Origin of the sequence: Caballeronia sp. LZ032 (genome assembly GCF_031451315.1) — a bacterium.
Classification (GTDB): domain Bacteria; phylum Pseudomonadota; class Gammaproteobacteria; order Burkholderiales; family Burkholderiaceae; genus Caballeronia.
On record NZ_JARUXP010000003.1, the window covers coordinates 712665 to 726227 of the forward strand.

At 65.3% G+C, this 13563-nt stretch carries 10 protein-coding genes; 8 read left to right on the plus strand and 2 right to left on the minus strand.

Annotated elements, in window-relative coordinates; genetic code table 11:
• The first annotated feature begins 26 nt into the window (after positions 1 to 26).
• From QCE69_RS24730 to QCE69_RS24755, 6 genes are read left to right on the plus strand one after another with little or no spacing between them, the layout of a single operon-like run.
• Positions 27 to 992 carry an amidohydrolase family protein gene (locus QCE69_RS24730; RefSeq protein WP_309923988.1) on the plus strand — a complete coding sequence of 322 codons (966 nt, stop codon included), beginning with the start codon at positions 27 to 29 and terminating at the stop codon, positions 990 to 992.
• Between the two features lie 50 nt (positions 993 to 1042).
• Positions 1043 to 1795 carry an Asp/Glu racemase gene (locus QCE69_RS24735; RefSeq protein ID WP_309933492.1) on the plus strand — a complete coding sequence of 251 codons (753 nt, stop codon included), beginning with the start codon at positions 1043 to 1045 and terminating at the stop codon, positions 1793 to 1795.
• An 11-nt stretch (positions 1796 to 1806) separates the two neighbouring features.
• On the plus strand, positions 1807 to 2646 hold the full coding sequence (locus QCE69_RS24740; RefSeq protein WP_309933493.1) for an alpha/beta hydrolase: 840 nt from the start codon (positions 1807 to 1809) through the stop codon (positions 2644 to 2646).
• Positions 2633 to 3667, plus strand: a complete 1035-nt coding sequence (locus tag QCE69_RS24745) for a 2,5-dihydroxypyridine 5,6-dioxygenase (protein ID WP_309933494.1) — start codon at positions 2633 to 2635, stop codon at positions 3665 to 3667. The genes QCE69_RS24740 and QCE69_RS24745 overlap by 14 nt, the downstream gene beginning before the upstream one ends.
• Positions 3668 to 3685: 18 nt before the next feature.
• Positions 3686 to 4309 carry an N-carbamoylsarcosine amidohydrolase gene (locus QCE69_RS24750; RefSeq protein ID WP_309933495.1) on the plus strand — a complete coding sequence of 208 codons (624 nt, stop codon included), beginning with the start codon at positions 3686 to 3688 and terminating at the stop codon, positions 4307 to 4309.
• Between the two features lie 43 nt (positions 4310 to 4352).
• Positions 4353 to 5948: an MFS transporter gene (locus QCE69_RS24755; RefSeq protein ID WP_309933496.1), complete on the plus strand. Its 1596-nt coding sequence runs from the start codon at positions 4353 to 4355 to the stop codon at positions 5946 to 5948.
• A 23-nt stretch (positions 5949 to 5971) separates the two neighbouring features.
• Here QCE69_RS24755 and QCE69_RS24760 read toward each other — a convergent pair whose 3' ends face one another.
• Entirely contained in the window at positions 5972 to 6478 is a 507-nt protein-coding gene (locus QCE69_RS24760; RefSeq protein WP_309924000.1) for a MarR family winged helix-turn-helix transcriptional regulator, read from the minus strand.
• A 397-nt stretch (positions 6479 to 6875) separates the two neighbouring features.
• On the opposite strand from QCE69_RS24760, the gene QCE69_RS24765 reads away from it, so the two are divergent.
• The gene (locus QCE69_RS24765; protein WP_309816294.1) at positions 6876 to 8198 is read left to right on the plus strand and encodes an MFS transporter; all 1323 of its coding nucleotides are present in this window, start codon (positions 6876 to 6878) and stop codon (positions 8196 to 8198) included.
• A gap of 86 nt (positions 8199 to 8284) precedes the next feature.
• Positions 8285 to 9496: a benzoate/H(+) symporter BenE family transporter gene (locus QCE69_RS24770; RefSeq protein WP_309924004.1), complete on the plus strand. Its 1212-nt coding sequence runs from the start codon at positions 8285 to 8287 to the stop codon at positions 9494 to 9496.
• A 7-nt stretch (positions 9497 to 9503) separates the two neighbouring features.
• Here the strand turns inward: QCE69_RS24770 and tssM are convergent, their stop codons facing one another.
• The gene (tssM, locus tag QCE69_RS24775; protein WP_309933498.1) at positions 9504 to 13517 is read right to left on the minus strand and encodes a type VI secretion system membrane subunit TssM; all 4014 of its coding nucleotides are present in this window, start codon (positions 13515 to 13517) and stop codon (positions 9504 to 9506) included.
• Positions 13518 to 13563 lie beyond the last annotated feature (46 nt).

Consider the following 13563-nt stretch of genomic DNA (forward strand, 5'->3'; position numbering starts at 1 on the left):
GATTAAATAATCCATAGAGGTTTTACATGAGCAAGCGGATTCGCAAGATCGCTCTGGAAGAGCACTTCAGCACGCCGGGCTTCCAGGGCTATTCGAAGAGCTTCACGCAGCACATCGCACCCGAGGTGCTGCGCGATCTCGCGGCGCGCCTGAACGACTTCGACGAGGAGCGCATCGTCGAAATGGACCGCGCCGGGATCGACTATACGATCCTCTCGCAAACGGGTCCGAGCGTGCAGGGCGAGCCCGATGCCGCGCTCGCGATCCGCCGCGCGCGGGAAAGCAACGACTTCCTCGCCACGCAGATTGCACGTCATCCGGCGCGCTTCGGGGGCTTCGCCACCTTGCCGATGCACACGGCACACGCCGCATCGAATGAACTGACGCGCGCAGTCCGCGAACTCGGTTTCAAGGGAGCGCTTGTCAACGGCCATACGCTGGGAACCTATTACGACGACCGCGCCTACGATCCGTTCTGGGCGACGATGCAGGAACTCGATGTTCCGCTCTACCTGCATCCCACCGACGCTTTCGTGAACCCGCGCGTGCTCGACGGCCATCCGGAACTCACCGGCGCGACCTGGGGCTGGGGCGTCGAAACGGGCAGCCATGCGTTGCGTCTGCTGTTCAGCGGCGTGTTTGACCGCTTCCCGAAGCTCAAGCTCATTCTCGGTCACATGGGCGAGGGCCTGCCTTATCTGCGCTGGCGCTTCGACAGCCGCTTCGCCGTGTACTCGCATGGCTTGACGCTGGAGCGCGCGCCTTCGGAATACATCGGCACGAACATTCTCATCACGACCTCGGGCGTGTGTTCGGCGCCCGCGCTGATGGGCGCGATCGGCGAGATGGGCGCGGAGGCGGTGATGTTCTCGGTGGACTATCCATACGAGTCGACGGCCATTGCAGCGGACTTCATCGAACGCGCACCGCTCGACGACGCCACGCGCGCGCTCGTCTGTCACGGAAACGCGGAACGCCTGTTCCGCCTTTGATCGGTCGCAAGCAAGCAATCAAGCAATCAATCAAGCAGAGGGAGCAGCACATGACGAAGCCATACCGTATCGGCCAGATCGTGCCGAGTTCGAACACGACGATGGAAACCGAAATCCCCGCGATGTTGCTCGCGCGCCAGTCGATCCGGCCCGAGCGCTTCACGTTCCATTCGAGCCGCATGCGCATGAAGAAGGTCGTCAAGGAAGAACTGGCGGCCATGGATGCGGAGTCGGACCGTTGCGCCGTCGAGTTGTCCGATGCACGCGTGGATGTGCTCGGCTATGCCTGCCTCGTCGCGATCATGGCGATGGGACACGGCTATCACCGCGTGTCGCAAAAGCGCCTGCACGAACGCACCGTGGAGAACGGCGGCGATGCACCGGTCATCACGAGCGCGGGCGCGCTGGTCGATGCGCTGAAGGTGATCGGCGCGAAGCGCGTCGTGGTGGTTGCGCCCTACATGAGGCCGCTGACCGATCTCGTGGTCGACTATATCCGCAACGAGGATTACGAGGTCATCGACTATCGTGCGCTGGAGATTCCGGACAATCTCGAAGTGGGCCGCCACGACCCGAGCCGCCTGCCCGAGATCGTGATGTCGATGCGCTATCGGGAAGCGGACGCCATCGTGTTGTCGGCGTGCGTGCAGATGCCTTCGCTGCCGGTCATCGCGAAGGTCGAGGCGTTGACGGGCAAGCCGGTCGTCACGGCGGCGGTCGCGACCACGTATGCGATGCTCAAGCAACTCGGCCTCGAAGCCGTGGTGCCGGGCGCGGGCGCCCTGCTGTCGGGCGCATACTGATCGAGGCGCTTATGTCCACCTTCGTCTGCGGCGCGAACCTGCACGCCAACGGTATCCGCCAGCACTACCTCCGTTACGGCGGCGAGCGCGCCGGACGCGATCCGATCATCATCGTGCCGGGCATCACGAGTCCGGCCGTGACGTGGGGATTCGTTGCGGAACATCTCGGTCAGGTCTTCGATACCTATGTGCTCGACGTGCGCGGCCGTGGCTTGTCGTCGGCGTCGGATACGCTCGACTACAGCCTCGACGTGCAAGCTGCCGATCTGATTGCGTTCGCAACTACTTTGGGCCTGCAACGCTACAGCGTTCTCGGGCATTCGATGGGGGCGCGCATCGGCATTCGCGCCGCACGGTCGGCCCCCGAGGGCATGGTGCGGCTCGCGATGATCGATCCGCCGGTATCGGGTCCGGGACGACGTCCGTATCCGTCGCAATTGCCGTGGTATGTGGATTCGATCCGCCAGTCGCGCGAAGGCATGAGCGCCGAAGCGATGCGTGCGTTCTGCCCGACTTGGACCGAGGCGCAGCTCGCGTTGCGCGCGGAATGGCTGCATACCTGCGATGAACGCGCGATTCGCGCGAGCTTCGAAGGCTTCCATACCGACGACATCCACGCCGATCTCCCGCATCTGAAGATTCCCGCACGACTGGTGACGGCGGGACGTGGCGACGTGGTGCGCGACGAAGATGTCGAAGAGATTCGCGCAAGCGTGCCGCATCTCGAACACACGCGCGTGCAGAATGCAGGCCACATGATTCCGTGGGACGACGAAGCCGGCTTCTACGCGGCGCTCGGTGAGTTCCTCGGTGCGCCGCTCATTCAAGGAGGCGATCATGCCCGTCAGTGACTATCAAATGGTCGATGCCTGGACCCGGGTTCTGAAGCTTTCGCGTCTCGAAGCCGGGCAGACGGTGACGATCCTCACCAGCGCGTCCACGCATCCGCAGACGCTCGCCACCGCGTTGATCGCGACCCAGGCGCTGGGCGCTGTCGTGAACCGCCTCGACTTGCCGCCGGTGAACGGCGAGAAGTCCTTGAGCCGCGATTCGCTCGCGTATCTCGGCACGACGCCACTCACGGGCAACCGTGCCGCCATCGCGGCGCTCAAGGAAAGCGATCTCGTCCTCGACCTGATGACTCTGCTGTTCTCTCCCGAGCAGCTGGACATTCTCAAGACCGGCACGAAGATCCTGCTTGCCGTGGAGCCGCCTGAAGTGCTCACGCGTCTGGTGCCGACCGAAGGCGACCGGACGCGCGTCCTCGCGGCGCAGGCACGCATTGCGCGTGCGAAGAAGATGCACATCGTGTCAGCGGCGGGTACGGACTTTCATTGTCCGCTGGGCGAATTCGAACCGATCGCGGAGTACGGTTTCGTCGATGAACCGGGCCGCTGGGATCACTGGCCGAGCGGCTTCGCGCTGACCTTCCCGGACGATCGCACAGCCCATGGACGCATCGTCATCGATCGCGGCGACATCCTGCTGCCGCAGAAGAGCTATGTGCAGGACCGCATCGAACTGACAGTGGAGGGCGGCTATGCGACGCGCATCGAAGGCGGCATCGACGCGCAGTTGCTGAGCGAATACATGGCCACCTTCAACGATCCCGAAGCCTACGCGATCTCGCATATCGGCTGGGGTCTGCAACCGCGTGCACACTGGTCGACGCTCGGTCTCTATGATCGTGAGGCAACCATCGGCATGGACGCGCGCGCCTTCGAAGGGAATTTCCTGTTTTCGCTCGGACCAAACAACGAAGCAGGCGGCAGCCGCACGACGACCTGTCACATCGACATCCCGCTGCGGCACTGCGACGTCTTCCTCGACGGCGAGGCTGTCGTGCGCGACGGCGTCGTGCTGGATCGATAAATCACTGAAGGCACTCCCATGTCCCACGATATCGAAACCTACCAGCGTCAGAGCTTCGGCACGGCGCTCGAACCGAAAGCGCCGTTCGGCCTGTTGATCGTCGATCTGGTGAACGGCTTCGCCGATCCCGAAATCTTCGGCGGCGGCAATATTCCGCATGCCATCGAGAACACGGTGCCGCTGCTGGCGCACGCGCGCGCGAAGGGCTGGCCGGTGGCGCACAGCCGCATCGTATTCGCGGACGACGACGCCGATCACAACATCTTCACGATGAAAGTGCCCGGCCTGCTGACGCTGAAGGAAGCGGCCCACAACAGCGCGATCGTGCCGCAACTGACGCCGCGCGATGGTGAACTGGTCGTGCGCAAGACCGTGCCTTCCGCGTTCTTCGGCACGCCGCTCGCGGCATGGCTCACGCAGCACGGCGTGCGTACGCTGTTGATCGCGGGCGCGGTGACGAGCGGCTGCGTGCGTTCGTCGGTGGTCGATGCGATGCAGTACGGCTTCCGTCCGTTCGTATTGTCAGACTGCGTAGGCGATCGCGCGCTCGGGCCGCATGACGCGAACCTGTTCGACATGGCGCAGAAATATGCGGCCGTGATGAAGCGCGACGAAGCCCTGGCGTTGCTCAAGAACCTCTGATCGTCCGCATGGACGGCGCGCACGCCAACCGCATGGGATCGACATGGATACCTCTGTTTCCGGACAGCCGCAGCGTTCCGTCACGCGCCACGAGTTCACGCTGATCGTTGCGTCCTCGTTCGGCGCGCTGCTCGAATGGTATGACTTCTACATCTATGCGGCGCTCGCGGGCACGTTCGGCGCGTTGTTCTTCCCGAGCGGCAACGATACCGTGGCCTTCCTGGCGAGCCTCGCCACCTTCGGCGCCGGCTTTCTCGTGCGGCCGCTCGGCGCGCTGTTCTTCGGACGGCTCGGCGATCGCATCGGCCGCAAATACACCTTCATGGCGACCATCGTGCTGATGGGTGTCGCGACGGTGGGCGTCGGCTTGCTGCCTTCCTTCGAGCGCATCGGCATGCTGGCGCCGGCCTTGCTCGTCGCGTTGCGGCTGTTGCAGGGCTTCGCGCTCGGCGGCGAGACCGGTGGCGCGGCCACCTATCTTGCGGAGCATTCGCCGGCCGAACGGCGCGGCTTCTTCACAAGTTCGCTGCAAACCACGGCCACGCTCGGATTGCTGGCGTCCATCGCGGCCGTCAGCATCAGCCGCGCGGCAATGGACGAAGCCGCGTTCCGCAGCTGGGGCTGGCGCATGCCCTTTGTCGTGTCGATCGTGCTGCTCGCGGTCTCCGTGTATCTGCGCACGAAACTCGCGGAATCGCCCACTTTCCGCGACATGAAACGCGCCGGGCGGCTCTCGAAGTCACCGATCGGGGAAAGCTTCGGCACGTGGGGAAATCTGAAGTATGTGCTGATCATGCTGTTCAGCACGGCATCGGGCGTCGGCGTCGTGTTCGGCACGGGACACTTCTATTCGATGGTCTTCCTGCAGAACACGCTCAAGGTCGCGCCGAACACGGTGAACCTGTTTCTCGCCATCGCGCTGATCGGCGTGTTTCCGTGCTATCTCGTGTTCGGCTGGCTATCGGACCGGATCGGACGGAAGTGGATCATGATGCTCGCGTGCCTGCTGCTCGCCGCGACCACGCAACCGATCTTCCACGCGCTGACGCACTATGCGAACCCGGCGCTCGAAGCCTTCCAGAAGCAGGCGCCCGTGACCGTTCGCGCCGACGATTGCCGCTTCACGCTGTTCTCAGCGCCAGTGACGGAGTGCGACCGCATCCGCGCGTTCCTGAGCGCGTCGGGCGTGTCGTATGAGCAGGCGCGGCCGGCGGCGGGCGAAGGCGCATCGACGACGATCGGTGCGCGCATCGTGCAGGGCAGCGACCGGCACGCGCTGGAGCAGGCGCTGATCGCCTCCGGCTGGTCGCCCCACGCGGATCCCGCCCGCATCGACGCGCCGATGGTCATCTTCCTGATGTGGCTGCTGCTGCTCTATCTCGCGATGATCTACGGCCCGATGGCGGCCTTCATGGTCGAGCTGTTTCCCGCGCGCATCCGCTACACCTCGCTGTCGTTGCCATTTCATCTCGGCTCCGGCTGGTTCGGCGGCATGCTGCCTTTCGTGGTGTCGGCGATGGCGGTGGCGCGCGGCGACGTGTACTTCGGCCTCTGGTATCCGGTGACGATTGCGCTGGTGTCGTTCGCGGTCGGCGTGCTGTTCGTGCCCGAGACCTTCCAGCGCGACATCACGCAGTGACGCACAGTGACGAGTACGCAAAGTCAGTCGAAGTGCTTGAGCGAAGTCCGGCCGTACTGGTTGTTCCCCTCGACGAGCTTCATCATCATGCGCACGAAATGAACGCGATCTTCGGCACTGAGCGGTTCGAGAAACTTCACCTGCGCCTGGCGCATGCTGCCGTACATCTCCTTCATCGTGCGGCGGCCCTTCGCGGTGATGTTGGCGAGCTTCAGGCGGCCGTCGTTCGGGCTCGGTTCGCGCTTGACCAGGCCGCGTTCCTCGAGCCGGCGCAACACGTCCGCCATGGTCGTGCGATCCACGCCCACCTCCGCACACAGCGACGTCTGGTCGAGACCGGGTCGTTCGCTCAAGGTGGTCAGCAAGCCGTATTGCACCGGCGTGATGGCAAAGTCCTTGCAGCACTCGAAGAAGAGCGCGATGTGAATCTGGTTGAGCCGCCGGATCAGAAAGCCCGGGCGTTGCCACAAATGTCCGGTTTCGATGCCGCTGTCGGAGACGGCCGCTTTTTTCTCGGCTGCGGTGCCCATCCTTTACCTTTTTCGAAGAAGTTTCGTCACACGGGAGTGTAGCCTTCGCGCGCGGGGTCTGTCACAGGCGCGGTCACGGAGCATGCTTTCACATGGTGCCCGATGCACCGTATCCGGGACCACGACGGCCGCGTCGATTGTAGGGGCAATCATGCTTGCGCCGCCATTTTTTTCCGGATACAAAGCTATCAATCAGCGTACTGATGAAATGCCTCGGGTTGCATTGCAGCATGTCGATGATGGATGTCGGATCACGAAGTCAATAGAAGGACGCGTCGCGCAGTGATCAGTGCGATCGGTTCATGTGCAATGTCCCGCAATGCGCATGAATGATCAGCATGCTGATTAAAAAGCGAATGCGTTGAACCTCACCTCACTCAGTGCCTTGGAGTTTCACATGAGTTCTACCCCTGTACGGACGGACGACGTCGCCATCAAAGGGCGGTCGATGTCAGGCAACGACATCAAGACGCTGATGCTGGCGTCGCTGGGCGGTGCGCTCGAATACTACGACTTCATCGTCGCGGTGTTCTTCACCAAGCTGCTTGCAACGGTGTTCTTCCCGCCGCAGACGCCCGAGTGGCTCGCGCAGCTCGAAGTGTTCTGCATCTTCGCGGCGGGCTATCTGGTGCGGCCGATCGGCGGCATCTTCTTCGCGCACTTCGGCGACCGGATCGGCCGCAAGAAAATGTTCGCGCTGAGCCTGTTCCTGATGGCCGCGCCGACGCTGCTCATCGGCTTGCTGCCCAGCTACGCGATGCTCGGCATCGTCGCGCCGCTGCTGTTCCTGTTGTGCCGCGTGTTGCAGGGGCTGTCGGTCGGCGGGGAAGTGCCGGGCGCATGGATCTTCTGTTCGGAGCACGTGCGGCGTGACCGCATCGGTCTCGCGTGCGGCCTGCTGATGTCGGGGCTGTGCACCGGCATCCTGCTCGGCGCGCTGTCGGCGAAGTTCCTGATTGGCAACATGGATCCGGCCGAACTCAAGACCTGGGGTTGGCGCGTGCCGTTCATCGCGGGCGGCGTGTTCGGTCTGATCTCGGTCTATCTGCGCCGCTATCTGCAGGAGACGCCCGTGTTCGAGGCGCTGCGCGCCAAGCGTGAGGCCGATGCGCGCCTGCCGCTCGCGGTCGTGCTGAAGGAGCATCGCGGCGCGGTGATCGTCTCGCTGCTCGCCACGTGGGTGTTCTCGGGCATCTTCGTGCTGTACTTCCTCTACACGCCGACCTTCCTCCAGACGCAATTCCACTTCGCGCCGAAGGACGTCTTCACCAACAATTCGTGGTCGATCTTCGGCCTGATTCTCGGCAGCACCTTCGCCGGATGGGCCGCGGACAAGATTGGCGGAGGGCGCGCGTATGCCATCGGCAGCGTGGCGATGCTGCTCGTGACCGGCGCGTTCTACCTGAGCCTGAACGCGGGCAGCACGTCGGTCTGGGCGCTGTATATTGCCGGCGGCTTCCTGATCGGCACGATCACGCTCGGGCCGTACATCATCGTCAAGAGCTTTCCGGCCGAAGTGCGCTTCACCGGCTTCGCGCTCTCGTACAACACGGCCTATGCGATCTTCGGCGGCACCGCGCCCGCCATCGCGTCCTTCATGGTGGGACGGCAGGGCATGACGATGGCGCCCGCATGGTACATTGCCGCGTTGTGCGTGCTCGGCGTGATCATCGGCCTCATCTGGCGCGCGCCGGTGCACGCCGAAGCGGCCGCGCACTGACGCACGGCCTGGGTTCCGTCGCGGTCTTGCACGCTTTCACTGTTTCAGCGTTTCGGTGCGAGACCGCTTGCGCAAGAGCACTCTCCATGTCCGTTGGCGACACAAGCGGCGATCACGGCCTCGGCCGCTCGTGGCTTCTCTATCTCTCACTCGCGTTCGCGAGCATGAGTTTCTCCGCGACCGGCCCGGTCGCCATCATCATCGCCGCGTCGCGTGAAGGCGGCTTGAGCTTCGCGCAGACGTCGTCGTGGTTGTTCGCGTCGATCGGCATCAACGGGCTCGCGAGCATTGCGATCAGCTGGAAGACGCGCCAGCCGCTCTTGTTCCTGTGGACGATTCCCGGCGCGGTGCTCGCCGCACCGGTGATCGCGCAATACGGTTTCGGGGCGGCAGTGGGGACGTATCTCGTATGCGCGGCCGTGCTGCTCGTGCTGGGCGTGACGAACCTCGTCGGCTTGCTCGACCGCTGGGTGCCGATGCCCATCGTCATGGCGATGATCGCCGGACTCTTCATCAAGTACGTGCTGGCCGTGGTGCATTCGACCGTGGCTGCGCCGCTCATCGGCGGCTGCATGCTGCTGTGCTTCTTCGGCCTGCTGTGGCTCGAACGCCGCAACGCGGCGCCCATGCCGCCGCTGATCGGCGCGATGCTGGCGGGCGCGGCGGTGCTGTTCGCGACCGGCTTCAGGCTGCCGAGCCACAGCGGCGGCGCGTGGATCGCGACGCCCGCGTTGATCGTGCCGCGCTTCGACCTTCACGCGATCTCGCAACTGCTGCTGCCGCTGCTGATCACCGTGCTGTTCGTGCAGAACGCGCAGGGTATCGCGGTGACGCGCGCGTCGGGTTATCGGACGTCGTTGCGCCTCGTGACGCTCGTCAGCGCCGCGCTCACGGCGATCACCGCGCCCTTCGGCGGCTGTCCCTCGGTGCTGGCCGGGCCGAGCAATGCGATCCTGGTGTCGGGCGGCACGCACGGACGACACTTTCTCGGCGCGTTGATGGCGGGCGTCATCTGCGTGACGATCGGCGTGTGTTCGACGGCCTATGTATTTCTTCTGACGAGCCTGCCCGGCGCGTACATCGCGATCCTCGCCGGACTGGCGATGATGGGCGTGCTCGAAAAGTCGTTCGTCAGCGCGTTCCGTTCGGCCTTGCCCTTGAGCGCGATGATCGTGTTCGTCGTCACCTTGAGCGATGTCACGCTGCTGGGCGTGGGCGCAGCCTTCTGGGGTGTGGTGGCCGGTTGCCTCGTGTATTACGCGATCGAACAGCCGCGCGGCGGGGAAACGCGCGCGTAGCCTTCGTTCACGGCGAAGCCGGCATGGTCGACGGCGCCGGCAGCCCGGGCGGCGGACCGCTGTCCGCGAGATCGAACAGCGGGACGGCGGCGGGGCAGTGAAAGGCGGTGAGCAGGTCGCTCGTCAGCGGATTGGCGAGGCTGCCGGTGCTCGCGATATCGAGCGCCGCCTTGCGCCCGTCGAAATCGAACACGACGCGCACGCGCCCCGGCGTCGCGGTCGGCACGATCTGGCCGCGTCCGAGCAGGCGCATCAGCGCCCACGGGCCGTCCACCGAGAGGGTCGAGGTGTCCGTGCGGATCCGCGGGTTCGCCGTGAGCTCGACGTGCACGCCGCCGCGCGGTCCCGGCCAGGCGATGCGCAGCGGCGTCACGGGACCGTGCTGATACAGCATGCCTTGCCCGTCGATGTCGATGGCCAGACTCAGGATCGTGGGATCGAGTTCGGGCACGCGCACGTCCGCTTTCCAGGCAATCTGCTTGCCCTGTTCGCCGAAGAAGACCTGGCGGATCGCCTGCGCGCGCTGGAAGGGCACGAGATCCGGGCCTTGCACGGGGGCCGTCGAGCCGGGCAGCGTGCGGTAGCGCCAGGGCTGTGACGACGTATCGACGAAGGGCGCCAGGTTCTTGATGAAGAAATCGTCGAACAGGCCGCCTTGCGCGAACATGCGGGTGAAATCGTCGATGCTGATGTCGCGCGCGCTGTCCCGCACGAACGGATAGTTGCCCTCGACGGCCAGGCGGCATGCATCGCCGACCACCGCCTGGGTCTGGCGCGAGAGCAGTTGTCCCACGCCCTGGTTTACGTCGCGCGAGCCTTGCAGGGCGAGCGCCTGCAACACCGCGCGAAACGGCGCGGGCATGGTGTCGGCGGCCATCTTGAGCTTCGCGGAGGCGTCGTTCGGCGGCGGCAGGCCATTGTTCGACAGCGCGGTTTCGGCGATGGTCAACGCCGTGTAGGTGTCGTTGAGCAAGGTGGCGACGCCGTCGAGTCCCGTCTGGCGTGCCTGCGCCGACGCGGATGCGGACGGTGCGCCCTGCGCCGCTCGCGCCGGTGCGTCCGGCCGGACCTGCGCCTCGCCCGTCACCATCTCGCGCAGCGCGGCGAAGCGGTCGTCGACGAGTTCGCGCTCCACGCGCTCCTGCGCCCGCATGCCGAAACCTTTCGTCTTGCTGTTGAGCGCGGCGTCCGCCTGATCGAGCAGCGAACGCTTTTCATCCGTCAGGCTTCTGGTGAGCGTGGTCTCGCGCGCGGCGGCGAATGCCAGTCGCGCGAGCGGCGAATCAGGCGCCGCGAACTGCCGCATGATCTGCAGGTTGAAGCCGGCACTCGAACCGGTCACCGGACGAATGTCCGCCAGGAACGCGCTCCAGTGCTGCTGATACTCCGTCAGATACAGGCGGCGGATGGCGTCGGTCAGCGCATCGTCCCCGCCGCTGGCGGCGCTCACGAATTCAGCCGTTTTTTTTTGAGCCTCGCGTACGCCGCCGGTCCAGCCCGAGAGATACGCCCGTCCCATGACCCAGGCGTCGTCGTCGCGCGCGATCTTGAGGAATTCCGCCAGACGACGGTCGAACAGGGCGCGGTAGCCATCGAACGTGAAGAGGCCTGGCACGCCGCGCGAAAGCGGTTCTCCGCTCGCGCGCGTGAACGACATGCCCGCCTGCGGTCCCACCGCGCGCAGCAGCGTGAAGTCGTCCGGGGCGTCGTCCCGCATCGCGGCCTTCGCGCGGTCATACAGCCGTTGCGTGCCGTTGCTCTCGTCGAGAAAGCTTCGCGCGCGTTCGATCAGCGCGTCGTTGCGGATGAGCGGCGACTGCACGACGCGCTGCCCCGCGAAGAGCCGGTCCAGATGCTCCAGCATCGATGCACGGCCGCCGTAGGCCGACGCGCTGTCCGTTCTCGACCAGTCGTCCAGCACCCAGGTCTTGATTTCGCTGCCGTTGAACTTCGCGGGCTCGTACAACATCAGGTAGACGCGCAGCGCGCTGTAGGCGGCTTTTGGGTCCTGCCGTGCAATGGCCTGCGCGATGACCGCCTCGATGCGATGCACGAGCTGGGGCAGCAGCAGACTGGCTTCGAGAGCGCGATAAGTTGCGCCGCTCGCATCGACGATGCCGGGCGCCACGTACAGACCATAACGATAGCTTGCATCGGGACGGGCGAGATCGAGGCCTGTCCGGGCGGGCAGGTGCAGGGCGTCGGTCAGGGCATCGGGCACGCTGTCGGGCCTGGGCTCGCGATAGAGTTGCGCGACCTTCGCGGAGAGCGCCTGGGTCTTGTGCGTGACGGCTTCCAGGTAGCGGCTGTTATTGCCGAAGCTTTCATGCAGGGCGACGGCCAGCCACGCGAACAGCAGTACCGCGAGCGCATGGCCGATCAGCCGCAGCAGGCGGAAGCGATATTCCCAACGCAGGTTGGGCCGCACCAGATGCGCTTCGGGCAGGATCACCTTCCGGAAGACATCGTGCAGGAAGTAGCTTCGGTTGCCGGCTGGACTAGCCGTTGCCTGACGGCCCGTGAGCGCGTGGTCGACGCCGTCAGCCAGGCGCCGGGCGATCGTCGCGGGTTCGGCCGGCAGCGGCAGGCCTTCTTGCGCGGCGCTCGTGAAGTACACGCCGCGCAGCATCGGATGATGTTCGGTGTCGTCGTAGCGCGTGCCGGTGAAAAGCCGCGCGAAACACTCCGCGAGCGGCCCGGCGAGCGCGGCGAAGGCCTCGGGAAAGGCCACGAGACGGCGGCGGCGGTCGAGGTCGAATTCGTCTTCGAGGCGCGTGTTGAGGCCGTCGGCCAGACGCGCCGCCAGCAACGCGAGCTCTTCACGGCAGCGCGCTTCGGTGGCCGGCGACGCGACCGGCAGCGTGAAGCCCCAGACCTGCGCGCGATGCTCCTCGGTCAGCGCGGCAAAGTAATCGGCAAAGCCGCTCAGGCGGTCCATCTGCGTGACGATCAGATACACCGGAAAGCGGACCCCGAGCGTGCGGCGCAGGTCCGCGAGCCGCGCGCGGAGGGCGTCGGCTTCGGCTTCGCGCAGGGTGACGTCGGCGGCGGTGAGCAGGTCGAGGCGGATCGTCAGCAGCGCGCCGTTGATCGGCGCACGCGGACGGTGGCGGCGCAGCATTCGCAGAAAACCCAGCCATTCCTGCCTGTCGGTTTCGCGCCGGTTCGGAAGGTCCGTGTGGATGCTGGGATGCAAGGGCGCGACATTCGCTGAGCGAAGGCCCGCGGCTGCGGCCTGTGTTTCGCTGGCCGAGGTCAGCGGATGGGAGGAATGGCCCGGACGCGTGTAATAGCCGGGCGTGTCGATGCACAAGGCTTCGTCGGTGAGCCACCAGTCGACGGTCGGATCGGCGGGCGCATCCGGGCGCGCCTGCCGGAGCGCGACGCTCGCGGGCACCGGCAGCCCTGCATTGAGCAGCGCGCGCGTCTTGCCCGAACCCTCCGAACCGAGCGCGATGAACCAGGGCAATTCATACAGGTGACGGGTGCGCTGGAAGAGACGGGCGAAGCCGCCCGTGCGCGTGCTCTTGAGGCTCTCCAGCATGCTCCTGAAGCGCGTTTCGAGTTGCCGGAGTTTGGGGTTCGCCAGTGATTCCGGTTTGTTGCTGTTGCCGAAAGCGAGCGCGCGGCGCAGGAACTGTTCGTCGCTGCGCATGCGGCACCAGATGCGGTACAGCAGCCAGCCCACGAAGACCGCGACGACGGCGGCGATGGCGACGATGCGCGCGTCCGTGGACGCGAACGGTTTCCTCTCACCGAAGCTCAGCAGGGGCGCGGCATGCCAGATGAGCAGGCAGAGCAGCGCGCCGAACACGAGCGCCATCGACGCATGTCTGAGCCGGAGGAGCGCGCCGCACAGGATCAGCGCGATCACGGTCACGCGCAACGCGACGCTCTCGAGCGGCTTGAGTCCGCCGAACGCAAAGTATGGCCCGATGAACCAGACGGCCAGCACGAGCAGCAGCAGCGCGATGATCGCGAGAAACAGGCGTGAGAACAGGAACGACAACAGCTTCTTCATTCTTCGGGTCCACTTCGGGTCCAGTAGCGACGTTCGGCGTGAAGGC